Consider the following 26,245-nt stretch of genomic DNA (forward strand, 5'->3'; position numbering starts at 1 on the left):
GGAGCTCCGGAAGATATCGGAGGAGGAGGGCATGCTGAATCAGAGTGTGAGGCAGGCAAATGAAATGCAGCCAGAACTCCTCACTCTTGTAATGGTTTTCTCTTATCAAGTTTGCAATTTGAAAATATCACGAAATGGGGATGGCATTTTTCTATGTTTAAGAAATCGTTCACAAAGTGTTATCTGATCTTGGTTTTGTCGCTTATGATGCTGCTTGGAGCGATAACCCCCGGTGTTGCTATGGCGCAGACTGGCAAGGGGACGGCGTCCGGTCAGCAGACAAAAGTAAAGACTAAAAAATCTCAGAAGCTAAAACTGGACAACAATGTTGCTTCGATGACAGAGAAACGAACGCTTCATGCTGCGTTTAAGCTTCCGCAAGGTGTTGATGTGAAGAGCTTAAGCTGGACGTATGACGGCAAACCGCTGTCTCAATGGAAAAAATATAAGGTCCGTGATTACAGCGGTGCACCTTTCATTACTGTTAGCCATGTAAAAGTGACCAACGGCAAGGTTCATGCTAACATCAATTTCGATCTTCCATACGATACAGACAACCTGTCAGAGCCGCGATTGCAACGTCCGCTATACGCATCGCTGATGGGCACATATGATTTGGCGGCAACAGTGAACGGACGAGTGGTTGCCCATGCTCCCGTAAAATTGACGCCATATGACAGCTTCCGCACTTACGATGAGCTGAAACCGGAGATCGATGCCGTTACAGCAAAAGCTGCGCAAAAAAACAACAGATATATCAAAACGACTTCTATTGGAAAATCGGTCGAAGGCCGTGATATCTATTTGACAGTGCTTGCCAAAGATAAAGCCGCTGTCGATAAGTATCAGAAGGTGACTCACCCTGCCATGCTCAATGACCCGAAGAAATTGCAGGCCGACATTAAATCCGGCGCATTTGGCGACTATCAGGTGCCGATCTGGTTGAACAATATTCATCCGAATGAAGCGCCTGGCGTCGATGCGATCATGAATTACTTTAAGTCAATGGCATTGGATAAGAGCATGACGTACGATACAGTCCTGCCGAATGGCAAGAAAAGCAAGACAACGTTGAATATAGACGATGCATTGGAACATGTTTTTTTCCTGTTCGTTTATACGGACAACCCGGATGGCCGGGTTCATACAACACGTTCCAATGCTGAGGATTTCGATTTGAACCGGGATAATTCTTATCAAACCCAGCCTGAAACGCGCAGCGTAACGGAACAAATCGCGAAGTGGTCGCCGCTGTCTTTTCTGGATATGCACGGGTTCGATGCCAATTTCCTGATTGAGCCTTCTACTCCGCCTCATAACCCGAATGTTGAGTATGACCTTTTGATTGACCACATGGTGGAACAGGCAAAGGCTATGGGTGAGGCCGGGATTGCTAATACGAAGTATGACTACTATCATATTCCTTATGAAGAACATCGGAAAACTGCGAAAGATCCAAATTATGTGTCAAAAGGCACGGCTTCGGGATGGGATGATGCATCTGCAGCATATACCGCTGCATTCGCCATGTATCACGGTGCGATGGGTCATACGCTGGAAACGCCCGAGTCGAATGAAGAGTCTACCAAAGCTCTGTATTACAGTTCTGCGGCAGCCACAAAATATGTAGCGGAAAAAAAAGAAGAACTGTTTCTGAACCAATTAAAAATATTCGAGCGCGGCGTGGACAATATCGATGATCGCGCTGTCGATCATTACTTGGTCAACGCCAAAAACGAAGAGATCGGCCGTCCGCGGCAGGGCAATCAAAACTTCTTCCCGGAATATTACGTACTGCCGGTCGATAAAAATATTCAAAAGAATGTGTTGGAAACCTATAAGATGGTTGAGTACTTCCTTCGCAACGGCGTAAAGATTGAACGATCAACAAAAGCGGTAACCGTTGACGGAAAAACATATCCGGCAGGATCATTTATTGTAAACATGCACCAGGCAAACCGCGGCCTCGCGAACTTGGTCTTGTATGATGGAATAGATGTATCTGATTATGAAATGATAGCCGGTGAGATGATTCAAAATTTCCATGATATGCGAGGTTTTGACCGTTATGTCATTCGCGATGCCGGGGTGTTCAAAGGCAAGACTTCTGCCATCACCTCCGTGTCGTTTCCGGGGACTAAAATGCCAAAACGCTCAGCTTATGTGCTGATCCAGAACACAAGCAATGATGCGATAAAGGCAGTCAACGAGTTACTGGCAGCCGGCAAGACCGTTACAATGCTCACCAAGAGCGGATCAGGCTATCAAGCGGGCGACTTCGCGGTTGCCTACAAGGACCTGGCCCCATTGGCTTCCAAGTACTATCTCGACGTGAGCGCATCCGGCCATAAGAAACCAAGCGGCAAAGTCCTCAGGGCTTCTACTGTAGGAGCACTGGGTGAAGCGGCATATGTACTGAAAAATCTGGGCTTTAACGTCACCCCAGAACAGGCGGGCGCAGATGTGCTTGTCAATACGTTCGACTCTTCTAAATATGTTAATAAAGGAAAGCCTTACATTGCATTTGGAAACATGGGGATGACGATTGTTCAGAAGTGGATCACCGGATTTTCTTTTAAAGGACCTGAATGGGAGAGATACGAAGGCGTCTTCTTGGCAAATGTCATGCAAGATCATGCTATTACAGCTCCTTACAATAAACAGGAATATTTCTACACAGTCACTGGTTCTTATATTACCGCTGTTCCTAAAACGGCAAAAGTGCTTGCGGTGATTGCTGATGAAGATCACTTCTTCAAGGCAGGCTGGTGGCCTGGACATGATGCTGCCAAAGGAAAGATTATGGCTTTCACGTATAAAGATAACAACAAGAACTTAACTGTTTTCGCTAACGATCTAACCAATGACGATCATCCGCAGCATCAATATCGGTTGCTGGCGAATTCGATTTTCAATGCCGGTCCCGGAAAAACCGAAAATGCTCCATCATCAAAACGATGAGAGGCTGGACAGCTGAAGTGCAAGCGGCTCCCGCAGTGGAGGTGTCTCGTCTAAACAGCTGGATAGACAAGCTTTGGAACGAACATTGAACCATCGTTAGCAGTGCCATGATTTTAGATCATGCTGCCTTTCTTTTGAAGGGCAGTTTTTTCGTGTCTGACGGGTCTTCATCGTTTGCTTTGCTTCTAGTCAAAGGGCCGGAAGCTTCCGTAAGTGCCTGCTTTTCATATGCGGCCATATGCTTCCAGCCTTTCTTGAATCCTCCCCATTTTTTTATGCAGAAACTTAAGGTTAAAAAAGACGATAAGTGTTCCGGATAGGGCTGATAAGATCATTGCAGGAAAACTGAATTTTTCTATCTCTGCGGCAGCGGTCAGCAGATAGCAACAAAATGGCAGCATAAAGATCGACGTTAATATGCCGGGTACATAATGTTTAAATGTGAACCATAGGACGATATGAACAAGGAAATGAACAGTAAAAGCAAAAAAGAAACCAAACCAGATAATATATTGATTAAAATAAATACTGAGAACAGTTACACCAACAGCTAGTATAAATTCTTCGAGCACAGCGCAAACAAAAGAAGCGGTTTTGGCATGTCCAAATGGAGCTTTTTCAGTTGTTTCAGTTTGCTTCGATATCTTTTGCCCCATGCCTCGACCATCACCATCTCTTCAAAATCATGCAGTATAAATAATATCGGCAGCATCCAAGCCATAAATTGCATGTTTTCCATTTACATTCCCCCTCTTATGTGCCACAATTGTGACATTTCATAGAGAACAAAGTCAATGAGCCAACGAAAAGTGCTACATTGCCATAAAAAGTGCGACAGGAGAGAGAATATGAAGCAAGTGCCCTCAAAAACAGCTCAGCAATCTAAAAGCTGGCTGACGCTATCATTGTTGGAGCTTATGAAGGAAAAAAGCTTTTCAGACATCACCATTACAGAGATAGCGGAAAAAGCGCAGCTTGACAGAAGAACATTTTATCGGCATTTCCATTCAAAAAAAGATATATTAGACCGCTATTTTGAGCAGCTTTGCAGTGAGTATTCCAATTACATTGTTCAGGAAAAACATATTGACTTATCCGGTCTTGGACATGCATACTTCAACTTTTGGAGCCGACATGCCGATTTTTTACAAGCCCTTTATCAGAACCATTTGTTTTATTTGATTGTTGAGAAATATAATGAACTTCTACCGGATCTTCATAAAAAATTTAAAGAAGAAACCTTTCATTTTAAAAGCAAAATCGACTTGGAGTACGGGCTTTCATTCAGCGCAGGGGGCTTTTGGAACATCCTTTCAAAATGGTTTGAGAGAGGCCGGAAGGAAACTCCTGAAGAAATGAGTCATATTCTGCAAGGAATAGTAGATTCATTTTTAAACAAGCAAGCTATCGAAAGGTGATCTCATGTTGGTATATAAGTGCTTTAAGTGTTTAGCCTTCTTTCTTAATTTCTGCTTGTGCTTACGGCCAATCTTCGGTACCGTTAATGCAAAGACCCTTGTAATATAGAGAACAGGAGTGAGGCCGTTGTTGAATACGGTGAAGATCAGAGGGGTGGCCATCGGAGAAGGAGCCCCGAAAATTTGCGTGCCGCTCATCGGAAAAACGCATGAACAATTGAAAGAAGAAGCTGCTTTTCTTCTATCGATTAATCCGGATCTTGCCGAATGGCGGGCGGATTTTTTTGAGGATGTCGAAGACGTTGACAAAGTGAAAAAGGTATTGGCTGACATCCGGGAGATCTTAAAGGATATCCCGTTGATATTTACATTTCGCAGCGCGGAGGAAGGCGGCGAAAAAGAAGTCAGTAAGGAATTTTACTTTTCCTTGAATCATGCCGTAGTCAAAACAGGGCTGGCAGATGTGATTGATGTCGAGCTGTTCAATGAAGAGCATCATGTGGAAAAACTGGTTCAAGCGGCTCATATGCAGCATGTCTTTGTCATTATATCCAACCACGATTTCGGGAAGACGCCGAGAGCGGAAGAGATCGTTTCCCGTCTCCGAAAAGCCCAGGATCTTGGCGCCGATTTCCCTAAGATCGCGGTGATGCCTGAAACACCGGCAGATGTGCTGGTGTTGCTTGAGGCGACTCATATGATGCATGAGCGGTATGCGAAGCGGCCGATTATCACGATGTCGATGGCCGGAAAAGGCTTGATCAGCCGGCTCGCCGGAGAGGTATTTGGCTCGGCCGTGACGTTCGGCGCAGCGAAAAAAGCATCCGCACCTGGCCAAATTGAGGCGACGGATTTGAAACATTTACTTGATGTGCTTCATCGCAATTTACAATAATTGGGTGTGCTGCTATAGTGAAAAAGATTCATATATTTTTCCATCCTTTTCACTTGCCAAATCGGTGTGTTACGATAAAAAATGAATTGAATAGCTTTACTAGGGGTGCCCGACTGCGGGCTGAGAGAGAAACATGTGTTTCTTAACCCTTTGGACCTGATCTGGTTCGTACCAGCGTGGGGAAGTAAAAAGGATTCGGGAGAAGATGGGGAAAGGGTATGGTCCGTCTGTCTTCCAGTGATTTTACTGACTGTAAAACCAGGTTCATCATATGATCCTGGTTTTTTTGTGCTGGTGCTGTTCCGGAGTTTCGTCCTGATCAATTTTTTAGAGGGGAAGGATTTTTACATGAAACAGGAGTCAGTACAGCAAAAAAACATCTCGATTATGTCAAGTTTTTCAGGGAGCCGCAAAGTGTATGTCGAAGGGGCGCGACCTGACATTCAAGTGCCGATGAGAGAAATTTCGCTAAGTCCGACGACGGGTTCATTTGGCGCCGAAGAAAATCAGCCTGTCCGCGTCTACGACACGAGCGGTCCCTATACGGACGCGAATGCAGTGGTTGATATTCTTAAGGGGCTGAAACCTTTGCGGGCGACCTGGATCAGGGAGCGCGGCGATACCGAAGAATATGAAGGCAGAGAAATCAGACCGGAGGATAACGGCTATAAAAGCAAAGAGAAAGCGAGCAACAGCTATCCAGGGTTGAAACGAAAACCGCTGCGCGCGAAAAAAAGTCAAAATGTCACCCAGCTGCATTACGCAAGAAAGGGGATCATTACGCCCGAGATGGAATTTATCGCGATCCGAGAGCATGTATCTCCCGAATTTGTTCGTGATGAAGTGGCAAGCGGACGAGCGATTATTCCGTCAAATATCAACCATCCGGAAAGCGAACCGATGATTATCGGCCGCAACTTCCACGTGAAAATCAATGCCAACATCGGCAATTCCGCTGTCACCTCTTCGATTGAAGAAGAAGTAGAAAAAATGACATGGGCCATCCGCTGGGGCGCCGATACGATGATGGACTTGTCCACAGGTAAAGATATTCATACAACGAGGGAGTGGATCATCCGCAATTGTCCAGTTCCTGTAGGGACTGTGCCAATTTATCAGGCGCTTGAAAAAGTAAACGGCGTCGCGGAAGATCTCACTTGGGAGATTTACCGCGATACATTAATCGAGCAGGCTGAGCAAGGCGTTGATTATTTTACGATTCATGCCGGCGTCCTTCTTCGGTATGTGCCGCTGACGGCAAAGCGCGTCACTGGAGTCGTATCCCGCGGCGGGGCAATTATGGCGCAATGGTGTTTGGCTCATCATGAGGAAAGCTTTCTGTACACTCATTTTGAAGAGATTTGCGAGATTATGAAAACATACGATATCGCATTTTCGCTCGGGGACGGCCTTCGGCCCGGCTCGATTGCGGATGCGAATGATGAGGCCCAATTTGCCGAATTGGAGACGCTCGGCGAGCTGACGGAAATCGCCTGGAAGCATGATGTTCAAGTGATGATCGAAGGACCGGGACACGTGCCGATGCATAAAATTAAAGAGAATGTCGACAAGCAGATGGAAATTTGCAAAGAGGCGCCGTTTTACACGCTCGGCCCGCTGACGACCGATATTGCACCGGGCTACGATCATATTACATCGGCAATCGGAGCGGCGATGATCGGCTGGTACGGCACGGCCATGCTTTGCTATGTGACGCCGAAGGAGCATTTGGGACTGCCGAACAAAGACGATGTCCGCGAAGGCGTCATAACATACAAAATCGCGGCCCATGCGGCTGACCTTGCCAAAGGGCACCCCGGCGCGCAAATCCGCGATGACGCGCTTTCCAAGGCGCGCTTTGAATTCCGCTGGCGGGACCAGTTCAATTTGTCGCTCGATCCGGAAAGAGCGCTTGAATACCATGATGAAACCCTTCCGGCGGAAGGCGCCAAAACGGCACACTTTTGTTCAATGTGCGGGCCTAAATTTTGCAGTATGAGAATTTCCCAGGATATTCGCGACTATGCCAAGGAAAACGACCTTGATGAACAAAAGGCTATTCAAAAAGGATTGGAAGAGAAGGCGAAGGAATTTAAAAAAGCAGGCGGCAGCATTTACAGTTAAAAACGGGCAATACTGCAGATGAAAGGGGAACCTTTCATCTGTTTTTTTATAATATGGGGTTGACAGGTCGGAATAATATGAATTAGTATGTTGTTTAATATTTCGGAAAATTCCATCAGCGCTGATCGGTCAACCGAAGGCTCTTATCTCAATTGGGATAAGAGTTTTTTATTTTCAGTTTAGAAAAGAAAGGGGAACAAGATGTCTTTATCAATTCGTGTAAAAGAAAAAGCATTTGGAAACGGCAGCCTTAAAACAAGCGTGCTTCAAGACGTGAAACTGACGGTCGAAAACGGCGAATTTCTGACTGTCATCGGTCCAAGCGGATGCGGGAAAAGCACGCTCTTAAAAATCGCTGCCGGTCTTGACGGGAATTATGAAGGGCGAATCAGCATGAACGGAAGAGAAATCAAGGGCCCGGGGATTCAGCAAGGTTTCATCTTTCAGGAGCATCGGCTTTTTCCATGGCTGACGGTCGAGCAAAATATCGCCGCAGATTTAAGCCTGAAAGAACCGGCGGTGCGAAAAAAAGTCGATGAATTGATTGAAACGGTGCGGCTGAAAGGCGCGGAGAAACAGTATCCACGCGAGCTGTCCGGAGGTATGTCGCAGCGGGTCGCGATTGCCAGGGCTTTGCTCAGGGAGCCTGAGATTTTGCTGCTTGATGAACCCTTCGGCGCCTTGGACGCCTTTACGAGAAAGCATCTCCAGGATGTTCTGACAGACATTTGGCGAGAAAAGAAGATGACGATGATCCTCGTGACGCACGATATTGACGAATCGGTTTATTTAGCCAACCGGGTCGCGATTCTTACCGCAAAGCCGGGGAGAATCCACAAGCTGATTCCGGTCGATCTGCCATTTCCGCGCAGCAGAACATCGCCCGTTTTTCAATCAATCAGACAAAAAGTGCTGAAAGAATTCGAGACAACGGAAACATTCAGCTTTCAGGAAGGTTCAGGGATTTGAGCAGAAAGGAGCGGAAAAACGTGAAAAAATGGCCGTTGTATATGCTGGGCTGCCTGATGCTTCTTGCGGGCTGTTCAGCAGCCCAATCAAGCGGAGGGGGCGGAGATTTAAAAGAGATCAACATCGGAGTGCAGCAAAGCTTAAGCCCGTTGCTCCTTGCAAAAGAAAAAGGCTGGTTTGAAAAAGAGTTCGCAAAAGAAGGGATTCAAGTGAAATGGACAGAGTTTCAAAGCGGTCCGCCGCAGTTTGAAGGTCTTGCCGCAGGTAAACTTGATTTTTCCCAGGTTGGAAATTCACCGGTGATCGCAGGGCAGGCGGCTGGCATTGATTTTAAAGAAATCGGTCTTTCGCAAGACGGTTTAAAGGCGAACGGCATTCTTGTGAAAAAAGGGAGCGGCATCGATGACATAAAAGATTTGAAAGGAAAGAAGGTGGCGGTGGCAAAAGGCAGCAGCGGGTTCGATTTTCTGTATAAAGTGATCGATAAAGCAGGTCTGGAGCCAACAGACGTCAACATCATTCAGCTTCAGCCTGACGAAGCCATGCCGGCATTTGACAGCGGCGCGATTGATGCATGGTCGATTTGGGAGCCGTTTTTGTCCCTTAAAACGATCAAAAGTGACGCGGCAATATTGGTTGACGGGGAACAAATCGACAAGTATTCCCCTGGTTTTACGCTTGTACGAAGCGAATTTGCCGAGAAGTATCCTGATGAGGTGATCCGTTTTCTGAAGGTGTATGACAAGGCCGTGAAATGGCATAAAAACCATAAGAAAGAAGCAGTTGAAGCGTATGCGAAAATTAAAAATCTCGACAAAAAGGTCGTTGAAAACGTGCTGAATAACACCGAACCGTTAAATGAGCCGATCACAGACCGCATTATTGAAACGCAGCAGGAGACTGCCGATTTTCAATTCGAATTAAAAGCGATTAACAAAGAGATTGATGTAAAAGAAGTGGTTGACAATTCATTTATTAAAAAAGCGCTGAAAGGAGGAGATGACAAATGAGGGCTGTTTCATCAAGCACCCCCTCGATCCAGCCGAAAGCAGGCGCAAAACTGAGACCGGCCGCTTTTCGGCTGGCATGGGGGAAGGGAATTGTATTACCCGTGATATTGATTTTATTATGGCAGCTTGTCGGGTCATTTGAGCTCATATCAAAAACCGTGCTTCCGGCTCCTTTAGATATATTGCTTACATTTCGGGATCTCATCGTATCAGGAGAGCTTTTCACTCATTTAGGCATCAGCATTCAGCGCGCCGCGCTCGGCTTTTTCCTGGGAGCCGGACTCGGGCTCCTGCTGGGGCTTGTAATCGGCTTTTCAAAAATCGCCGAGGATTATCTCGATCCCTCTCTGCAAATGCTGAGAACCGTTCCGCATCTCGCCGTCACGCCGCTGTTTATCTTATGGTTCGGTTTCGACGAACTGTCAAAGGTGCTCTTGATCGCGCTCGGCGCCTTCTTCCCGGTATATATCAACACATTTTCAGGAATCAGGGGCGTCGATTCGAAACTGTTCGATGTGGCGAGAGTATTGGAGTTCCATTGGCTGAAGCAGGTGACTAAGCTGATTCTTCCCGCATCGCTTCCGAACATCCTCTTAGGCATCCGCCTGTCGCTCGGTGTTTCGTGGCTGGGCCTTGTTGTTGCCGAACTGATGGGATCAAGCGCGGGAGTCGGCTATATGATTATGGATGCCAGACAGTTTTCACAAACCGATAAGGTGTTTGTCGGAATTTTGATTTTCGCAGCCGTCGGCAAGCTGACGGATTCATTCGTCAGAATTCTGGAGAAAAAGTGCCTTGGCTGGAGAAACAGCTATCAAGGTAATCAAAAGTAAAGGGGAGATCTTTTTGGACATTTTATGGTTTATTCCTACTCATGGGGACGGACGTTATCTCGGCACAGACACGGGAGGCAGAGCCGCAGATCACACCTATTTTCAGCAGGTAGCGCAAGCGGCTGACCGGCTTGGGTATACAGGGGTTCTTTTGCCGACGGGAAGATCGTGCGAAGATCCGTGGATTACCGCCGCCGCTCTGGCGTCAGTCACGAAAAATCTGAAGTTTTTAGTCGCTGTAAGACCCGGTTTGATGCAGCCGTCGGTTGCGGCGCGGATGGCTTCCACATTCGACCGGCTTGCAGAGGGCAGACTCCTCATCAATGTGGTCGCCGGCGGTGATCCGTATGAATTAGCCGGCGACGGCCTGTTTATCAGCCATGATGAACGGTATGAAGCGACAAATGAGTTTCTCGACATATGGCGGTCGCTTTTAAAAGGCGAGACTGTCAGCTATTCGGGGAAACACTTGAAGACCGAAAACGGCCGCTTACTCTTTCCGCCCGCCCAACACCCTCATCCGCCGATCTATTTTGGGGGCTCGTCAAAGGCCGGGCAGGAGACTGCCGCCAAACACGCGGATGTCTATTTAACATGGGGAGAGCCGCCCCATCTCGTTAAAGAAAAAATCCAATCTGTCAAAAGACAGGCTGAAAAAGAAGGGAGGAACGTCCGTTTTGGAATTAGACTGCACGTAATCGTCAGAGAAACGGAACAAGAGGCGTGGCAGGCGGCAAATAGACTGATCAGCCACTTGGATGATGAAACGATTGCCGCAGCCCAAAACGCGATGAAACGGACGGATTCATCAGGGCAAAAGAGGATGGTTCAGCTTCATCAGGGAAACAGAACCAATCTTGAGATCAGCCCGAATCTTTGGGCGGGCATCGGACTGGTCAGAGGCGGAGCGGGGACAGCGCTCGTCGGTGATCCGGAAACGGTGGCCTGCCGGATAAAAGAATATGCTGATCTCGGCATCGAATCCTTTATCTTCTCAGGTTATCCTCATCTTGAAGAAGCGTACCATTTTGCCGAAAAGGTCTTTCCGCTCCTTCCGTTTCGCCCGAAACTTCAAAGAAAAGCGTCTGGCGAAGTCATCGGAAATGACCATTTTCCGACGAGGCAAAAGGAAAAAACGATTTAAATAAAAAAACTCCAGACATTCTGGAGTTTTTTATCTGTTTTTATAAAATGAAAACATATACGAAAGATGCTGAATAATGATCAGCACAAAGATGACGATGATCGGGAAATACGGGATCCTGGCTTGGAAAAACGGGTAAAAGATCAATAGAAGCGCTGCGACTGGCATCGCCACATACAGCACGATATAAGATGTTCTGCATGCTTTTGCGGTAATCATCTGTTCTCTTTCATCCTGTTCTTTAAATTCGTCAGGAACGAGCATAAAGCGCTGCTTGCGTGAACCGCTTTTTTTCTCCAAGTATGTGTAAATCGAAAGCGCGAGCCCAAAGAGAAGGATGGGAATCAGGTTAAAAACAAAATGGAGCTCTGAAGCGTTTGTTTTCAAGCTTTTGGCGATTTGTTCCGATGTGTGAAAAAAGGTTATAAACGTCCAGCATGCGAGTCCGAACAGAAGGATGTGAAAGAAAGTCCGTGTGATCATATTCATTCGTGTTTGCCTCCCTCTAACCAAAATACGTCTTCCATTTTTAATTGAAATTCCTCGCAAATTTTCAAAGCCAAAAGAAGCGACGGGATGTAATTGCCTTTTTCAATGGCCGCAACTGTCTGCCTTGTAACTCCGATCGCGTTTGCAAGGGCTTCCTGTGAATACCCGTACCTTGCTCTCAATTCTCTAACCCTGTTGTTCATCCTACCACCTGCAATTCTTCGTTTATATAGTATATTTGACATATTGTTAAATGGGTTTGACATAATGTTAACTTGATTTTACAATGTAATCAACATCTTTTGATCTAGGATCGGCAGGTTATTAACTGTAACATTTAAATTTATACATAAAATTAACAGAAATGGAATAGAGAAAATAGAATTATCTCACTTTTTGAAAAAAGGGACTTTGGGGGTATTTTGGGGTTCGGATTTCAGGAGAAGGAGGGTCTTATTAGCTGGTTCTTTTTCCTTGACATCCTTGAAAGACACGAGATTTATAAAAAGAAAAAATGAGAGAGAAAGAAGGAGGAGAAATAAGACAAAAAGATTATAAAGACATCATAAAGTGGAAACGGGGCTTTCATCTTCTCTTCCAAGCCGAAAAGCGTGGGCCATTAGATTGAAAAACCGCGAGATCCTTAAATAAATAGTTGGAACGTAGTGTTTATGAAATAGGAAATTTCATAGATTTCAGTATGATTTTGGATATGTTACTCTTTGGTTACTTGATAGAAAGGAGGGGGAAAAATGACATACGCAGCACCTCAGGTTGACTATTCTGTCAATCCGTCGATCGAAGATCAGGCTTGGTTCTTGGTGTTTGTTGCAGTGCTTTTGGCACTTGGCGCAACTGTTGTTCTTGGCGCCGCTGTATGGTGTGTAGTTAACGGAAACGGCAGCTTCACAGGATCCGTCCAATGGGTCAGCGGTTTGAAAGTCAACATTGAATGTAGGAAATAGCCATACTTAACGTATCTGTTCACAACAAGAGACATATTTGATGAGGCTTAACCGTCTGTGGGGGGCGGTTAAGTCTTCCTGACATTAATCATACCCTGGAGGCATTATGTTTATTATAGATAACCTATCTAAAACATATAAAAACAATGTGACTGCCGTTAGCGGGTTTCATATAAAGATTGAAAAAAACCAGATTGTCGCGATAGCGGGTCCGAACGGTTCAGGAAAGACGTCGATTATTAATTCCATTTTAGGAATCATTACGCCTAGTGAAGGAACCATTCTTTTGGATGACCTGCAGAACACGACGGCGGAATTCAAGCAAAAGCTGGCGTATGTTCCCGATGAACTGCTTTTGCCGGATGCCCTTTCAGCTGCCGAATATTTGGATTTTGTTTCTTCTATGTATAATTGTACATCAAATGAAAAGCGGAGACAATTAATTGAGCTTTTCGATATGAAAGAGGCTTTGCAGGAGCCGATTGAAACGTACTCACACGGAATGAAAAAAAAGACGCAGCTGATCGCTGCTTTTATGCTGGAGAGCGAATTTGTCATCATGGATGAGCCGTTTCGCGGGCTTGATATTGAAGCGGTCATCAATACGAAAAAGCTGATGAAGCGCTATGCGGCCACACAAGGATCGATACTGCTTGCGACTCATGACATGCTTTCTGCGGAAGAATTGTGCGATAAGATTGCGATTATTTCAAAAGGCGTCAAGATGGATGAAGGAAAAGTCAAAGAATTAAAGGTTAAATACAGCTGTAATTCGCTTGAAGAAGTGTTCTTGAAAGCTTCGATGCTGAGTGATAGGGGTGCGCATTTTGATCAAATCATTCGAAATTTCTAAAATGATGCTGAAAATGTGGCAGAAGGAAATGGGCAAGCTCTTAAATACCGGCACCAAAAAAATGATCGCCGCCCTTTTTTTAATTTTGGCGGTTGCGATGGGGAGCATCATTGGCTACAGCTTTACGGGGATGTTTTTAAGCGCTTTTCTGAATGGAGAAATTCGCTCACTCGGGTTGTTCGTGATTTCAATGTTCATGAACGTCTCGATTTTTACGTTTGTTTTCTTCATTTTATTTAAAGTAAGGACGCCTGAACAGAACAGCTTCTCCATGCAGCTGAGCTGGTTCCCGCTGACGGCTTTCGAGAGGAGTCTCGGATATTTTATTCCGTTTGCCGGCGCGGTTTCATTCCTTGTCCTGTTTATCATGTCTATTCTGCTGATTCCGAATTTTGTCGCCAGCGGTGTAGGCTTTTGGTTTGCTTTTACGTTTTTTGCCCTGCTTTTTGTGCAGATCATTTTTTTCTTTTCGCTTCTCAACCTTGTTTATAACCTGGTGTATATGGTGATCTTGAAATTCGGTTTTCCGCTGCAAAAATTTTTCTCAATGTTTGTTCTTGTCGTATTAGCTGTTATTTACGGATTCACCTCTTTTGATCTGGGGAAGATTCAGAACGCTTATTCAACCTTTGATTATAATCTGACATATTTTGCAGCGCCGCTGTTTCTCGTGCTGAACGGTCAGTCGGCAGGCGCCGGAATTATACTGGTGGTGCTGATCTTGGCAGCCGCAGTAACTGCTTCGTTTATGTCGCTGAATGTTGTGCCGATCCTCACTGAAAAAAAATCATCCAAACTGTTTTCATTTATTAAAATCCCGTCGTCAAAACCGCTGTCTTTGGCGGTGAAAGAAATAAAATCACAGGCCAGAAATGAAGAAAATATTTTAAACTTCATTTTTTTACTTTTGGCTCTATGCTTTTTAAAATACAAATTTCAGTTCGGATTTACCGGGGAGAGCTATTTGGTGCTTGGAGGCGTGACGGGCATCATCGCCTTCAATTCATATGGGAATGATCTGCGGATGATGCAGGTGTACAAGGCGATGCACTTGAAAATAACAACGGTTTTGTGGTCAAAGTATCTCGGGCTGTGTGTGCTTGGCCTCATTCAACTCTGCTTGTTTTCCGTGTTGACGTGGACTTTTCCTGAGAGCTTTGCGGTCTTTGTAAAGACGATTGCCGTGCTATTAAACGCAATTGCGATGTTCTATTTAGCGGGCATTATTTTTCCGCTTGACCGCAACAACCCTTATATGGGGATCTTCTCTTTCGGAATGCTCCTCATCTTTATGATTCCGCTGTTTTTCATCGTGAATTATGCGGTCGATAAAGTCACGGGCGAAGCGCTGCTGTTTCTCATACCGTGTCTCGAATTACTGCTGATCCTGCTGTTATACGGAGGGTTTAAATGGAGGTACCATTATGATCATTAGGATGTTGAAAGCACTGGTCGGAATCAAAAAAATTCCCTATTTTCCAGAGCATGTGAAGCTGGATCGGAAGCATATTTCAGATCGTGATCTCGATGCGGATTTTCCCATCAACCCGACAGCCTATCAAATGCTGAAAGAAGTCGACGGAAAAAAAGACGAACTGGAGATAGCCGGGGATCTGGCCGGCGTCTTTCGCGTCAGTGAAGAGGTGTTGCTAAAGGATTTGCACCAATTGCTGACAGGGCTCAACCGCAACTATTTAATCAATTGGAAGTACGGTGAACGCCCGTCTTTCCTCGGTTTTCTCTATCAGTTTTTCGGCCAGTACCATATTCGCTACAAGGAAAGGTTTTCAAGCGATTCTGATTCATTTCTGTTTTTGTACATGAAATTTCTTCATGTGATTTCTAAGAAAATTATTGTTTTCTGGCTCGTCTTTTTGATGCTGTCGCTTTCGGCTTACATTTTCGTTCCGGACGGTTCAATCATCAGCATTGCCGCTTATTTTTCCGTCATCTATTTCGGGTTGATCACCGGCACAGCACTTCATGAAGTGGTGCACGGCATCGCGCACCGGAAATTTGTCGGAAAAAACGGGCCTCAAGGGTTTTTAGCGGCTGATATGATGTCCGTCAAATTTATCAGGCCTGTCATATCGCCGTATGATAAAAAGTCGATTTGGATTACGGCGTTGGGGCCGCTTATACCAGGGGCGCTCGGAATAGCCGGCGTGCTGTTTACGATCTTTTTTCTTCAGGAAAACGCGGTCTCGGTCGGCATGCTTCTGTTCTTTTCCACTTATGCTCTGCATATGATGTATCTGCTTCCGTTTATGGGTGACGGAAAGTCGATTATGAAACAGCTGATGATCAGAGGAATTGGAGGTAAATCATCATGAATACAAACTCTTTAAAGCAGGGACTAATCTTTGCCAGTTTCTCAAGCTTTCTCGCATTTCCGATGCTTGCGGCTGCGCTTTTGTTTTATCATCTTTTTTCAAATCAAACGAGCAACGATATCCTGTTTAACAGTTTGTCGTTTGTCATGGAGAGCGAATCGGCTTTTTCATTCCAGGTGAAGCCCAACTTTTTCTTCATTATGATCGGGCTGTTTATCGGCATTTTTATTATAACGGCCGCGATTTCATCAATTTATCAGAAAAAAAAGGGTGAATCTTAAAAGAGCTTGCTACTTGAGGCAGGCTTTTTTTATTTGCATCGGAAGACGGGTTGTGATAAATTTAAATCGTAATCATTACGCTTTATTGAGAAGGAGGATACTCAGAGTGGCCAAGAAATCAAAAATTGCTAAAGAAAAAAAGCGCCAAAAGCTTGTTGAACAATATGCGGAACTCAGAAAAGAACTAAAAGAAAAAGGCGATTACAGAGCTTTGAGCAAGCTTCCGCGCGACTCGGCGCCATCAAGGCTGCATAACCGCTGCGAAGTGACCGGAAGGCCGAGAGGATATATGAGAAAGTTTAAAATGTCGCGGATCGCGTTCAGAGAGTTAGCATATAAAGGCCAGGTACCAGGTGTGAAGAAATCCAGCTGGTAATCTGTCAATGTCCGGAAAAAAGCTGCCGATGTTCATATCGGCGGCTTTTTTTCGACAAATTTTTAATATACCCTTGACGAAATTTTAATAAACGTGTAACATAATAAAAGTCAAAACGATGATGTTGTTTTTAGAGATCATATGCGGGTGTAGTTTAGTGGTAAAACCTCAGCCTTCCAAGCTGATGTCGTGGGTTCGATTCCCATCACCCGCTCCATACATACTGTTTATAACGCAGTGTTTCGTTTCTCAGATTAAACGAAGCATTGCGTTTTTTCATGTATGAAATCATCGTAAAAAACCTGCTCTCTTTAAGAACAGGTTTTTAAGGAAAGACGGTTGAGATATGTTCGCCGCCGTGAATTTGTTCGAACATTTTTGTTAAAGACTCGAGCAGGCGGCGGGATTCTTCTATAGATAATGAGGGCCTGAAAAAGACGAGCTGCAAGGCATCTTTTGTATCCGTTCCTGCATGATGAAGGCTGAGGTTTCCGGTGATCGTGCCGAATGCTCCAGCATCATCGGAGAACGTGATGATCTCGCCAGGACTGCCGGGTTCGATTTTGATCGGACCGTTTAATTTCCGGGCATCATATATATGAACCGGTATCAAATATTTGAGGGAGAAAAAACGGCTCAAATCAATCGCTGAATTTTCCGGCTCAACAAAGCGTTGTTCTTTGATATCTTTCAGCATCCGTTCGAGTCCGCTTTCCCGTCCTGAATAAGACGGGTTCAGCTCACGGAAGGCATCATGCCATTCTTTAACGGCCGATTCATCTTCGGGACTGCGATCGGCATAGTCAAAAAACAGCGATTCCTGAAAAAGGCGGAGCCGGCCTTTGAGCATTTGCGGGGAGCCGGTGATCTCAATATCTTGATATAACACAGCGCCAACCTTAAATGAAGGAATGCGGTTTAAAATAGCAGGCGCGATTTGCAAACGAAGTTCCAATTTAAATTCATCTCCCGTGTCATGGTACACTCTATTATACAGAGAGCGAAAACGAAAACAAAGAAAGGAGGCTCTGCACGATGGATGTGAAAAAACTGAAACAGGATGTTATCGAATTCGCACAGGAAATCGGCATCGATAAAATCCGGTTCGCCAGTGCAGATACTTTTGAAACATTAAAAGAACGATTGATTGAGAACCGGACCCTCGGCTATGAATCAGGCTTTGAAGAACCCGATCTTGAAAAGCGGACGAACCCGGATCTGCTTTTGCCGAAGGCGAAATCGATCATCGCCATCGCCCTTGCTTACCCTTCAAAAATGAAAGATGCGCCGAGAAGCAAGAAAGGCGAACGGAGGGGCATCTTTTGCAGAGCTTCCTGGGGAAAGGATTATCATCATGTTCTGCGGGAAAAGCTTGATCAGTTGGAAGAATTTTTGAAAGCGCAGCGCAGCGATGTCAGAACGAAATCGATGGTTGACACCGGTGAGCTGTCGGACAGAGCTGTCGCAGAGCGCGCGGGCATCGGCTGGAGCGGAAAGAACTGCATGATCATTACGCCTGAATTCGGGTCTTACGTTTACTTGGCGGAAATGATTACGAATATTCCGTTCGAGCCTGATGAGAGAATCGAAGATCAATGCGGCTCATGCAACAAATGTATCGAGGCATGCCCGACCGGTGCGCTCGTCAACCCCGGGCAGCTCAACTCCCAGCGCTGCATCGCTTTTCAGACGCAGACAAAAGGTTTTCTGCCCGACGAGTTCCGTACGAAAATCGGGAATAGGATCTACGGCTGTGATACGTGCCAGATGGTATGCCCGAAAAATAAAGGGGTCGATTTTCATCTGCATCCTGAAATGGAGCCGGACCCTGAGATTGCCAAGCCGCTTTTAAAACCGCTTCTGACGATGTCGAATCGCGAATTTAAAGAAAAGTTCGGCCACGTGGCCGGCTCATGGAGAGGCAAAAAGCCGATTCAGAGAAATGCGATTATCGCACTTGCCCATTTTAAAGAAACGGACGCTCTCCCTGAACTGATTGAGCTGATGCACAAAGATCCGCGGCCGGTCATCAGGGGAACCGCCGCATGGGCGGTCGGAAAGATCGGCGGAGCGGATGTGATGGGTGAATTGGAGCGCGCGCTCGCGCACGAGCAGGATGAAGAAGCAAAAGTTGAAATCCAAAAAGGCATCGGCCTTTTAAAAGAAACGAGTGCGACTAATTAAGGGCTGTCCTGACATATGTTTAATGATGAGAAATGAATTAACAAACATATGGTGGTGTAGCCCTTGAAACAGATCATCGAGCAGCTCCTGAAAGCCAGACTTCATTACTTAATCAACGGCAATGATGAAACAAACTGGCAGGATGCCGGGGGTTTTGAAGTCATTGAACGGAAGCGGAGGCTTTTTCAAAACCGCGGCGTGCAGATCGTGAAGGCCAATATGAAAGCAGCTGTAAAAGAGCACTGGCTTGATGAAGACGGCGCGTCGCATGTGAACTATCAAACCCATACCGCATACTTGTGCAAAGACGGGGATGATATGTATATGGAAGAACATATTGAAGACAGAAGCGCCATTTTGTATGATCAGATGGTCATCAAAGACTCCAAGGCCCCGCGTCCGGCCGCACAGTCTTATCCTGACCCTGAAAGCGGCGATGATGAGATGCGCGAATTGCTGGGAAGGGCGTTCCGCTATGACCGGCTGGCCGCGGTGCGCTATGCAGAAACGTATTGGAATAAACGAAATCCCGCTTACAAAAACTTTGAAGACAATTGCACAAACTTTATTTCCCAGTGCATAAGGGCGGGAGATGCGCCGATGCGCGGCTATCCGAACAGAGGAAAAGGCTGGTGGATGCAAAACCATTCCTGGAGTTACAGCTGGACTGTCGCTCATTCGCTCAGAACCTTTTTGAAGCAGTCAAAAGCCGGCCTCCGAGCGGTTCAAAAGCGGGCCGCGAAAGAGCTGATCGAAGGCGATGTCATCTGCTATGATTTTAACGGAGACGGAAGATTTGACCACGTGGCTCTTGTGACGGCAAAGGATAAAAGCAATATGCCGCTGGTGAACGCGCAAACGCACGACTGCCGGATGAGGTACTGGTCTTACGAGGATTCGCCTGCTTATACTTCATCGATTCGATATGCGTTTTTTCATATATCAGATGATACGACAAAATCGTAATGAGTGGTATAATAAACAGCGGATCAGAAAAACAGAGGTGAATACTTTTGGCATTGCATGTCGTACTATATCAACCAGAAATTCCTGCAAACACAGGAAATATCGCACGGACTTGTGCAGCAACAGATACAACGCTTCATTTAATCAGACCGCTCGGTTTTTCAACCGACGATAAAATGCTCAAGCGGGCAGGTCTTGATTATTGGGAATTCGTCAATGTCGTCTACCACGACTCATTGGACGAATTGTTTAATGCCCATCCTGACGGCCGTTTTTTCTTCATTACAAAATTCGGTCAAAAACCGCACACTTCATTTGATTATTCAGATCAAAACGAAGATCACTTCTTTGTCTTCGGAAGAGAGACGAACGGCTTGCCGAAAGAGCTGATCGAACAAAACATGGATCGCTGTCTGCGCCTGCCGATGACAGAGCATGTCAGATCACTGAACTTATCAAATACTGCAGCAATCCTCGTGTACGAGGCGCTTCGCCAGCAGAATTACAGAGATTTGACTTAAGCTTTATCAGGAAAAGAGCCCTTTTTAACAGAGGGTTCTTTTTTTTACTTTCTAATGTAACAGTGTTATGTTACAATGTGTGTAAAGGAGCTGAAACAGATGGTTCAGGATGATTTAATTTCAAAAAAAGAGCTGCTGGATTTGACTTCGATCTCATACGGGCAGCTCTATAGATGGAAACGGAAAAATTTAATACCGGAAGAGTGGTTTATCCGGAAATCGACGTTCACCGGACAAGAAACGTTTTTTCCGAAGGAAGACATTTTAAAAAGAATCGAAACCATTCAAAGCATGAAAGAAAATCTTTCCCTTGATGAAATGGCGGAAATGTTTACACCCGGTCTGTCCGAACTTAGCGCGAGCCGCGGGGAACTGCTTGAAAAAGGCATCGTTTCACAAGCGGTCATGACGTTTTTTGAAGAATGCACCGGAAAGCGCGATGATCCATTTCATCTGACAGAAGCGCTTGCGGCTTATGTGCTGGAAGGCCTGCTCCAATCCGGCGACATCAGCCTGGATGAAGGAAAAATGGTGCTGGATGTCATCATGTCACATGAGGCGGAGAACAAAGGGAGGCTGATTGTGCTTCGGAAGCTCGGCATTGCAACATGTCTGATCACCGAGGGCAGCATCGTGTTGGAAAAAGGAGTCAAGGTCGCCGCTGACATCAATCTGGCAGCGAGCAGCGAAGAATTGAAAACAAAATTCATGTAAATGGAGGATCAAAAGATGGAGAATTTATTGATAAACGGATTTGGCAGTTCAGGCGGAGGCACGTATCAAACGGTTGAATTAAACGGCAAAGGAACGATTAACGGCGATATTGACTGCGAAAGGTTCAGCTGTAGCGGCACCGGGACTGTAAACGGAGACGTGAAAGCGGGTGAGCTGAGAATCAGCGGCCACGCCAAACTAAACGGCGCAATCGCAGCTTCCAAGGTCAGAATCGACGGTTCTGCAAAGGTGGATGGCGATGTCGAAGCAGAACAGCTTAAAGTCTTAGGCTATGCCGGCATTAGCGGACATGTGAAAGGCGACGAAGCAATCGTTCGCGGAAAAACGTCAATCGGCAAAGACTGCGAAGTGGAACATTTTACTGCGGAAGGCTATTTTACAATCGACGGGCTTTTAAACGCGGAACAAATTGAGATTAAGGTTCACGGCGGTGAAAGTAAAGTGAAAGAAATCGGGTGCCGGCGGATCGTCTGCACTGCACATCAATCGAAGCTGTTCTCGTTTTTAACGCCGCTTATTTCTCCTCCGAGACTGTCTGCCGAGCTGATTGAAGGGGATCAAATTGAACTCGCCAATACGGCCGCGAAAGTTGTCCGGGGCAATTCGGTTATCATCGGCGAAAATTGCGACATCGGCCTGATTGAGTATAAGGAAGATATCCGGGTGGCGGAAACGGCAAAAGTCGGAGAGAAAAGGAAAATATAGCGGAGGGATAGGACATGAAGAAACACGACTTGAAAATACACGGCTCCGGAAATGCCGGAGGCGGGTCATTCCATCATGTTCTCATCAGAGGTGAAGGAACGATCACAGGAAACATTGAATGTGAAAAATTCAGTACACACGGCACAAGCGAATTGTCAGGCGATGCGACAATCAAAAGCTTTAGTGTACACGGGGAAACAGAGATCCGGGGGAGGCTGAAAGCTGACAAAGCCAGAGTGTACGGGACGGCGGATGTTTCTGAGGACGCCGACATCAGCGATGCAGCCGTAAAAGGCATTATCAATATCGGGGGTAATATGGCGGCTGAAACGTGCGATGTCAAAGGCGCACTGAACGTAAGAGGCGATTGTGAGGCAGAGGATTTTACACTGACGGGCAGCTTGGACGTAAAGGGTCTGCTGAACGCCGGCGCGATTGACATCGGCTTAAAGTTCGGAAACAGTTCGATTGGCGATATCGGCGGCACGCATATTAAGATTGTCAAAAAACGCGGGCTCTTGTTTAATAGAAACGGAGGTTTTCTCTCAGCAGGGACAATCGAAGGAGATGATATTTACCTGGAAAACACGGAGGCCCGCATGGTCAGGGGAAACCGCGTGCATATAGGGCCCGGATGCAAGATTGAGAAAGTTGAATACAAAAGCAGCTGCCGGGTATCTCCTAAGTCTGAAGTAAATGAAGATCAACAGGAATAAAACAGTGTTATGTTACGAAAAAAGGATGGCTTCAAAAGTGAGCCATCCTTTTTCCTTTGAATTTTATTTGCCGGGTTTACTTTCGTATCCGGCAGTAAAAATGGATACGAGGAACGCGAGGATGACCCCCATCATGATCAACGTTCTCATTAAAATCCCTCCTCATCCTTATTCCCTTGTTGTCATCTGCACCGATGCCATCAGCCGTACCGCAGGAGCACTTGCGGACGGAACTTTTCTGCTCTTATTATGAATGGTTTGCTCCATCCTTGTCAATTCGAGGAAAGTACATTTCATTTTTTATATGAAAAGCATCTAAAGGGACATCTCCGCATAGATTGAATGTAACAGTGATTCACTTGGCACCTTGCATTTATCATCATATAGGAGGTTCTTATGGATATATTAAAAAAGATTGAACAGTATAGAGAGGAAGAGCAGCGTCTGAAATGGGAAGGAACCTTCGCTGAATATTTAGAAATCGTAAAGGAAAATCCGACTGTCGCGCAATCTGCTCATTCCCGCGTTTACAATATGATTAAAGACAGCGGCATTGAAGAGAAAGACGGGAAAAAAGTATACAGCTTCTTTGACAAAGAGCTGTTTGGTCTTGAAGAGCCTTTGGAACGCCTAGTTGAAGAATACTTTCATCCGGCCGCGAAGCGCCTTGATGTCAGAAAAAGAATCCTGCTTTTGATGGGGCCTGTTAGCGGGGGAAAGTCGACTTTGGTCACCATGCTGAAAAGGGGGCTTGAAGCATACTCTCTTACAGATGAAGGGGCTGTCTACGCCATTCAGGGCTGTCCAATGCACGAAGATCCGCTTCATCTAATTCCTCAGCATCTGCGGGACGATTTTTACAATGAATACGGCATTCGTATTCAAGGCAACCTGTCCCCGTTGAACATGATGAGGCTGGAACAGGAATACGGCGGAAGAATAGAAGACGTGAAGGTTGAAAGAATCTTTTTTTCAGAGGATAAACGGACGGGGATCGGTACGTTCAGTCCGTCGGACCCTAAATCGCAGGATATCGCTGATCTGACGGGAAGCATTGATTTTTCGACGATTGCCGAATACGGATCGGAATCCGATCCGCGCGCATACCGGTTCGACGGAGAATTAAACAAAGCGAACAGAGGAATGATGGAATTTCAAGAGATGCTGAAATGCGATGAAAAATTCCTCTGGCATCTTTTATCGCTTACACAGGAAGGGAATTTCAAAGCGGGCCGGTTCGCGCTCATCTCAGCGGATGAATTGATCGTAGCCCACACGAATGAAACCGAATACCGTTCATTTATATCCAATAAGAAAAACGAAGCGCTCCATTCGCGGATTATCGTCATGCCGATTCCATATAATTTAAAAGTATCAGAAGAAGAAAGAATTTATGAAAAAATGGTCGCTGAAAGCGATGTGTCTGATGTTCATATTGCGCCGCACACGCTAAAAGTGGCTGCGATGTTTTCGATTTTGACGAGGCTGAAAGAGCCGAAGCGGTCAGACATTGATCTTGTCAAAAAAATGAGGCTGTATGACGGAGAGAGTGTTGAAGGCTACAATTCTGTCGATGTCGAGGATTTGAAAAAAGAATACACTGACGAAGGAATGAGCGGAATCGATCCGCGCTATGTCATCAACCGGATCTCGTCGACGATCATCCGCAAAAACATGGAATCGATCAATGCGCTTGATGTCCTCCGTTCTTTAAAAGAAGGGCTTAGCCAGCATCCATCGATTTCGGCAGAAGACCGCGAGCGTTATTTGAACTTTATTTCCGCCGCCAGAAAAGAATACGACGAAATGGCGAAGAAAGAAGTCCAAAAAGCGTTTGTGTACTCTTATGAGGAATCTGCGAAAACGCTGATGGACAATTATCTTGATAATGTCGAAGCGTACTGCAATAAAATTAAGCTTCGCGATCCGCTGACGGGAGAAGAAATGAATCCGGATGAAAAGCTGATGAGGTCAATAGAAGAACAAATCGGCATTTCCGAAAATGCGAAAAAGGCATTCCGCGAAGAAATTCTCATTCGCATTTCTGCCTATGCAAGAAAAGGGAAACGGTTTGACTATAATTCGCATGAGCGGCTCAGAGAAGCCATTCAGAAAAAGCTGTTCGCAGACTTGAAAGATGTCGTCAAAATCACGACATCGACAAAAACGCCGGACGAACAGCAGCTCAAGAAAATCAACGAGGTCGTCGCCCGTCTCATTGATGAGCACGGCTACAACTCGACTAGCGCAAACGAACTCTTAAAATATGTAGGAAGCTTATTAAACCGGTAACTTGAAGACCCGTCCGGAGAAGGGCGGGTCCTTTTGTCCCATTTTCAAAATTGTTTGTCAAAAGTTATTTGCACCTGCATAAGATAACAATAAACATTTTAGACTTGCATCCGCAGGGCTATAAACCGAAGCCATTTAAGGGGATTATCAATAAGGAGGGGAATTCATGTCCCATAAAGACAATGGCCATTTTATTATTTCTCAGGAAGACTGGTCCCTCCACCGAAAAGGGTATGATGACCAACAGCGTCACCAGAAAAAGGTGCAGGACGCGATCAAAAACAATCTGCCTGACCTGATTACAGAAGAAAGCATTATTATGTCCAACGGCAAAGATGTTGTCAAAATTCCGATTCGATCGTTAGATGAGTATAAAATCCGCTATAACTATGATAAAAATAAACATGCCGGCCAAGGAGACGGCGACAGCGAGGTAGGAGATATCGTCGCAAGGGACGGTTCGGATAAACGGGGCGCCGGCAAAGGCCAGGGAGCGGGCGACCAGGCCGGTGAAGATTATTATGAAGCTGAAGTTTCGTTAATCGATTTGGAAGAGGCGCTCTTCAGCGAAATGGAACTGCCGAATTTAGAACAAAAAGAACGGGATGATATCGTTGTCGAAGATATTGAGTTCAACGATATCCGCAAAACGGGTTTGACCGGTAATATCGATAAGAAAAGAACGATGCTCAGCGCTTTTAAGCGAAATGCAATGACGGGAAAACCTTCATTTTATCCGATCTACCCCGAAGACTTAAAATTTAAAACGTGGAATGACTCCGTAAAGCCGGAATCAAAAGCCGTTGTGCTCGCAATGATGGATACGAGCGGATCGATGGGCGTTTGGGAAAAATATATGGCGCGAAGCTTTTTCTTTTGGATGACACGTTTTTTACGGACAAAGTATGAAACGGTCGATATTGAGTTTATCGCCCATCACACTGAAGCCAAAGTGGTATCAGAAGAAGATTTCTTTTCGAAAGGGGAAAGCGGGGGCACGATTTGTTCATCTGTATACCGCAAATCCCTCGAACTGATTGAAGACAAATACCATCCGACACGCTATAACATTTATCCGTTTCATTTTTCGGACGGCGATAATTTGACATCCGACAATGCGCGTTGCGTTAAGCTTGTCGGAGAGATTATGGAGAAAGCGAATATCTTTTGCTATGGCGAAGTCAACCAGTACAACAGACATTCAACGTTAATGTCAGCCTACAAAAATATTAAAAACGAAAAATTCAAGTATTATGTGCTGAAACAGAAAGCCGATGTTTTTCAGGCTCTGAAGAGCTTCTTCAGCAATGAAGAACGGCATCAATATACATGAAAAAACGCGATTGAAACCTCCGGCAGCGGAGGTTTTTTGTTTGGAAAATATTTAAATCAAAATTTTAAGTGCAAGGTTATTGACATTCTTTATTACTTTAACTAATATTTAATCTTGTTAACTATTTATTTTGTTGTGCAGA

General features: G+C 45.5%; 27 protein-coding genes, 1 tRNA gene and 1 riboswitch. Of the genes, 23 read left to right on the top strand and 5 right to left on the bottom strand.

Annotated features, from left to right (window positions below; translation table 11 throughout):
- Positions 1-153: 153 nt before the first annotated feature.
- A complete protein-coding gene (locus tag MHB72_RS04940) occupies positions 154-2,961 on the top strand; it encodes a M14 family metallopeptidase (RefSeq protein ID WP_216920874.1) in 2,808 nt (935 codons plus the stop codon).
- A gap of 224 nt (positions 2,962-3,185) precedes the next feature.
- Here the strand turns inward: MHB72_RS04940 and MHB72_RS22830 are convergent, their stop codons facing one another.
- The gene (locus MHB72_RS22830) at positions 3,186-3,533 is read right to left on the bottom strand and encodes an HXXEE domain-containing protein (protein WP_445684627.1); all 348 of its coding nucleotides are present in this window, start codon (positions 3,531-3,533) and stop codon (positions 3,186-3,188) included.
- The gene (locus MHB72_RS04945) at positions 3,512-3,700 is read right to left on the bottom strand and encodes an HXXEE domain-containing protein (RefSeq protein WP_340901781.1); all 189 of its coding nucleotides are present in this window, start codon (positions 3,698-3,700) and stop codon (positions 3,512-3,514) included. Before MHB72_RS04945 ends, MHB72_RS22830 begins: the two co-directional genes overlap by 22 nt.
- Before the next feature lie 109 nt (positions 3,701-3,809).
- On the opposite strand from MHB72_RS04945, the gene MHB72_RS04950 reads away from it, so the two are divergent.
- The 7 genes from MHB72_RS04950 to ssuD all read left to right on the top strand — a co-directional run bounded on the left by MHB72_RS04950 (position 3,810) and on the right by ssuD (position 11,354).
- Entirely contained in the window at positions 3,810-4,379 is a 570-nt protein-coding gene (locus MHB72_RS04950) for a TetR/AcrR family transcriptional regulator (protein WP_216920879.1), read from the top strand.
- Between the two features lie 127 nt (positions 4,380-4,506).
- Positions 4,507-5,274 (top strand): type I 3-dehydroquinate dehydratase, encoded by a 768-nt coding sequence (aroD, locus tag MHB72_RS04955; protein ID WP_216920881.1) that lies wholly within the window; start codon positions 4,507-4,509, stop codon positions 5,272-5,274.
- Positions 5,275-5,365: 91 nt separating this feature from the next.
- Positions 5,366-5,474, top strand: a riboswitch (TPP riboswitch).
- Positions 5,475-5,622: 148 nt separating this feature from the next.
- A complete protein-coding gene (gene thiC, locus MHB72_RS04960) occupies positions 5,623-7,398 on the top strand; it encodes a phosphomethylpyrimidine synthase ThiC (RefSeq protein ID WP_216920883.1) in 1,776 nt (591 codons plus the stop codon).
- Between the two features lie 201 nt (positions 7,399-7,599).
- Positions 7,600-8,367 (top strand): ABC transporter ATP-binding protein, encoded by a 768-nt coding sequence (locus tag MHB72_RS04965; protein WP_025811874.1) that lies wholly within the window; start codon positions 7,600-7,602, stop codon positions 8,365-8,367.
- Positions 8,368-8,408: 41 nt separating this feature from the next.
- Positions 8,409-9,377, top strand: coding sequence for an aliphatic sulfonate ABC transporter substrate-binding protein (locus MHB72_RS04970; protein ID WP_216921109.1), 969 nt, complete (start codon positions 8,409-8,411; stop codon positions 9,375-9,377).
- Positions 9,374-10,210: an ABC transporter permease gene (locus tag MHB72_RS04975; RefSeq protein ID WP_020450657.1), complete on the top strand. Its 837-nt coding sequence runs from the start codon at positions 9,374-9,376 to the stop codon at positions 10,208-10,210. The genes MHB72_RS04970 and MHB72_RS04975 overlap by 4 nt, the downstream gene beginning before the upstream one ends.
- Before the next feature lie 13 nt (positions 10,211-10,223).
- On the top strand, positions 10,224-11,354 hold the full coding sequence (gene ssuD, locus MHB72_RS04980) for an FMNH2-dependent alkanesulfonate monooxygenase (RefSeq protein ID WP_020450658.1): 1,131 nt from the start codon (positions 10,224-10,226) through the stop codon (positions 11,352-11,354).
- Positions 11,355-11,384: 30 nt separating this feature from the next.
- Here ssuD and MHB72_RS04985 read toward each other — a convergent pair whose 3' ends face one another.
- Positions 11,385-11,843: a hypothetical protein gene (locus tag MHB72_RS04985; protein ID WP_025811868.1), complete on the bottom strand. Its 459-nt coding sequence runs from the start codon at positions 11,841-11,843 to the stop codon at positions 11,385-11,387.
- Positions 11,840-12,046: a helix-turn-helix transcriptional regulator gene (locus MHB72_RS04990; RefSeq protein ID WP_020450660.1), complete on the bottom strand. Its 207-nt coding sequence runs from the start codon at positions 12,044-12,046 to the stop codon at positions 11,840-11,842. The genes MHB72_RS04985 and MHB72_RS04990 overlap by 4 nt, the downstream gene beginning before the upstream one ends.
- 549 nt (positions 12,047-12,595) lie before the next feature.
- Here MHB72_RS04990 and MHB72_RS04995 point away from each other — a divergent pair.
- From MHB72_RS04995 to MHB72_RS05025, 7 genes are all read left to right on the top strand, one after another.
- Positions 12,596-12,808: a hypothetical protein gene (locus MHB72_RS04995; protein WP_020450662.1), complete on the top strand. Its 213-nt coding sequence runs from the start codon at positions 12,596-12,598 to the stop codon at positions 12,806-12,808.
- A 106-nt stretch (positions 12,809-12,914) separates the two neighbouring features.
- Complete coding sequence (locus tag MHB72_RS05000; RefSeq protein WP_020450663.1) at positions 12,915-13,661, top strand: ABC transporter ATP-binding protein; 747 nt, start codon at positions 12,915-12,917, stop codon at positions 13,659-13,661.
- Complete coding sequence (locus MHB72_RS05005; protein WP_031305077.1) at positions 13,627-15,096, top strand: hypothetical protein; 1,470 nt, start codon at positions 13,627-13,629, stop codon at positions 15,094-15,096. The genes MHB72_RS05000 and MHB72_RS05005 overlap by 35 nt, the downstream gene beginning before the upstream one ends.
- Positions 15,086-15,994, top strand: coding sequence for a PqqD family protein (locus MHB72_RS05010; protein WP_020450665.1), 909 nt, complete (start codon positions 15,086-15,088; stop codon positions 15,992-15,994). The genes MHB72_RS05005 and MHB72_RS05010 overlap by 11 nt, the downstream gene beginning before the upstream one ends.
- Positions 15,991-16,275 carry a hypothetical protein gene (locus tag MHB72_RS05015; protein ID WP_011197680.1) on the top strand — a complete coding sequence of 95 codons (285 nt, stop codon included), beginning with the start codon at positions 15,991-15,993 and terminating at the stop codon, positions 16,273-16,275. Before MHB72_RS05010 ends, MHB72_RS05015 begins: the two co-directional genes overlap by 4 nt.
- A 106-nt stretch (positions 16,276-16,381) precedes the next feature.
- Complete coding sequence (rpsN, locus tag MHB72_RS05020; RefSeq protein WP_023856470.1) at positions 16,382-16,651, top strand: 30S ribosomal protein S14; 270 nt, start codon at positions 16,382-16,384, stop codon at positions 16,649-16,651.
- 143 nt (positions 16,652-16,794) lie between these two features.
- Positions 16,795-16,868: transfer RNA gene (locus tag MHB72_RS05025), tRNA-Gly, on the top strand.
- 108 nt (positions 16,869-16,976) lie between these two features.
- Here MHB72_RS05025 and MHB72_RS05030 read toward each other — a convergent pair.
- Complete coding sequence (locus tag MHB72_RS05030) at positions 16,977-17,606, bottom strand: hypothetical protein (RefSeq protein ID WP_023856471.1); 630 nt, start codon at positions 17,604-17,606, stop codon at positions 16,977-16,979.
- 80 nt (positions 17,607-17,686) lie between these two features.
- On the opposite strand from MHB72_RS05030, the gene queG reads away from it, so the two are divergent.
- From queG to yhbH, 8 genes are all read left to right on the top strand, one after another.
- Positions 17,687-18,835, top strand: coding sequence for a tRNA epoxyqueuosine(34) reductase QueG (queG, locus tag MHB72_RS05035; RefSeq protein ID WP_026580012.1), 1,149 nt, complete (start codon positions 17,687-17,689; stop codon positions 18,833-18,835).
- Between the two features lie 63 nt (positions 18,836-18,898).
- The gene (locus MHB72_RS05040; RefSeq protein WP_023856472.1) at positions 18,899-19,801 is read left to right on the top strand and encodes an amidase domain-containing protein; all 903 of its coding nucleotides are present in this window, start codon (positions 18,899-18,901) and stop codon (positions 19,799-19,801) included.
- Between the two features lie 47 nt (positions 19,802-19,848).
- Positions 19,849-20,322 (top strand): tRNA (uridine(34)/cytosine(34)/5-carboxymethylaminomethyluridine(34)-2'-O)-methyltransferase TrmL, encoded by a 474-nt coding sequence (gene trmL / locus MHB72_RS05045; RefSeq protein WP_020450670.1) that lies wholly within the window; start codon positions 19,849-19,851, stop codon positions 20,320-20,322.
- A gap of 99 nt (positions 20,323-20,421) precedes the next feature.
- Complete coding sequence (locus MHB72_RS05050) at positions 20,422-21,036, top strand: YhbD family protein (protein ID WP_023856473.1); 615 nt, start codon at positions 20,422-20,424, stop codon at positions 21,034-21,036.
- 15 nt (positions 21,037-21,051) lie between these two features.
- Positions 21,052-21,762, top strand: coding sequence for a polymer-forming cytoskeletal protein (locus MHB72_RS05055; RefSeq protein WP_043054248.1), 711 nt, complete (start codon positions 21,052-21,054; stop codon positions 21,760-21,762).
- Between the two features lie 14 nt (positions 21,763-21,776).
- Entirely contained in the window at positions 21,777-22,478 is a 702-nt protein-coding gene (locus MHB72_RS05060; RefSeq protein ID WP_020450673.1) for a hypothetical protein, read from the top strand.
- Between the two features lie 396 nt (positions 22,479-22,874).
- Complete coding sequence (gene prkA, locus MHB72_RS05065; RefSeq protein ID WP_026580010.1) at positions 22,875-24,770, top strand: serine/threonine protein kinase PrkA; 1,896 nt, start codon at positions 22,875-22,877, stop codon at positions 24,768-24,770.
- Positions 24,771-24,936: 166 nt separating this feature from the next.
- On the top strand, positions 24,937-26,103 hold the full coding sequence (yhbH, locus tag MHB72_RS05070) for a sporulation protein YhbH (RefSeq protein WP_020450675.1): 1,167 nt from the start codon (positions 24,937-24,939) through the stop codon (positions 26,101-26,103).
- The last annotated feature ends 142 nt before the right edge of the window (positions 26,104-26,245 follow it).

Source organism: Bacillus sp. FSL K6-1284 (genome assembly GCF_038002625.1).
In the GTDB taxonomy this organism is placed as follows: domain Bacteria; phylum Bacillota; class Bacilli; order Bacillales; family Bacillaceae; genus Bacillus; species Bacillus paralicheniformis.

Excerpts from the sequence above, each read along its gene's own strand:
- MHB72_RS04940 (WP_216920874.1), top strand. The coding sequence starts at position 154 with ATGTTTAAGAAATCGTTCACAAAGTGTTATCTGATCTTGGTTTTGTCG.
- MHB72_RS04945 (WP_340901781.1), bottom strand. The coding sequence starts at position 3,700 with ATGGAAAACATGCAATTTATGGCTTGGATGCTGCCGATATTATTTATA.
- MHB72_RS04950 (WP_216920879.1), top strand. The coding sequence starts at position 3,810 with ATGAAGCAAGTGCCCTCAAAAACAGCTCAGCAATCTAAAAGCTGGCTG.
- thiC (WP_216920883.1), top strand. The coding sequence starts at position 5,623 with ATGAAACAGGAGTCAGTACAGCAAAAAAACATCTCGATTATGTCAAGT.
- MHB72_RS04965 (WP_025811874.1), top strand. The coding sequence starts at position 7,600 with ATGTCTTTATCAATTCGTGTAAAAGAAAAAGCATTTGGAAACGGCAGC.
- MHB72_RS04970 (WP_216921109.1), top strand. The coding sequence starts at position 8,409 with ATGCTGGGCTGCCTGATGCTTCTTGCGGGCTGTTCAGCAGCCCAATCA.
- MHB72_RS04975 (WP_020450657.1), top strand. The coding sequence starts at position 9,374 with ATGAGGGCTGTTTCATCAAGCACCCCCTCGATCCAGCCGAAAGCAGGC.
- MHB72_RS04985 (WP_025811868.1), bottom strand. The coding sequence starts at position 11,843 with ATGAATATGATCACACGGACTTTCTTTCACATCCTTCTGTTCGGACTC.
- MHB72_RS04990 (WP_020450660.1), bottom strand. The coding sequence starts at position 12,046 with ATGAACAACAGGGTTAGAGAATTGAGAGCAAGGTACGGGTATTCACAG.
- MHB72_RS04995 (WP_020450662.1), top strand. The coding sequence starts at position 12,596 with ATGACATACGCAGCACCTCAGGTTGACTATTCTGTCAATCCGTCGATC.
- MHB72_RS05000 (WP_020450663.1), top strand. The coding sequence starts at position 12,915 with ATGTTTATTATAGATAACCTATCTAAAACATATAAAAACAATGTGACT.
- MHB72_RS05010 (WP_020450665.1), top strand. The coding sequence starts at position 15,086 with ATGATCATTAGGATGTTGAAAGCACTGGTCGGAATCAAAAAAATTCCC.
- MHB72_RS05015 (WP_011197680.1), top strand. The coding sequence starts at position 15,991 with ATGAATACAAACTCTTTAAAGCAGGGACTAATCTTTGCCAGTTTCTCA.
- queG (WP_026580012.1), top strand. The coding sequence starts at position 17,687 with ATGGATGTGAAAAAACTGAAACAGGATGTTATCGAATTCGCACAGGAA.
- MHB72_RS05050 (WP_023856473.1), top strand. The coding sequence starts at position 20,422 with ATGGTTCAGGATGATTTAATTTCAAAAAAAGAGCTGCTGGATTTGACT.
- MHB72_RS05055 (WP_043054248.1), top strand. The coding sequence starts at position 21,052 with ATGGAGAATTTATTGATAAACGGATTTGGCAGTTCAGGCGGAGGCACG.
- MHB72_RS05060 (WP_020450673.1), top strand. The coding sequence starts at position 21,777 with ATGAAGAAACACGACTTGAAAATACACGGCTCCGGAAATGCCGGAGGC.
- prkA (WP_026580010.1), top strand. The coding sequence starts at position 22,875 with ATGGATATATTAAAAAAGATTGAACAGTATAGAGAGGAAGAGCAGCGT.
- yhbH (WP_020450675.1), top strand. The coding sequence starts at position 24,937 with ATGTCCCATAAAGACAATGGCCATTTTATTATTTCTCAGGAAGACTGG.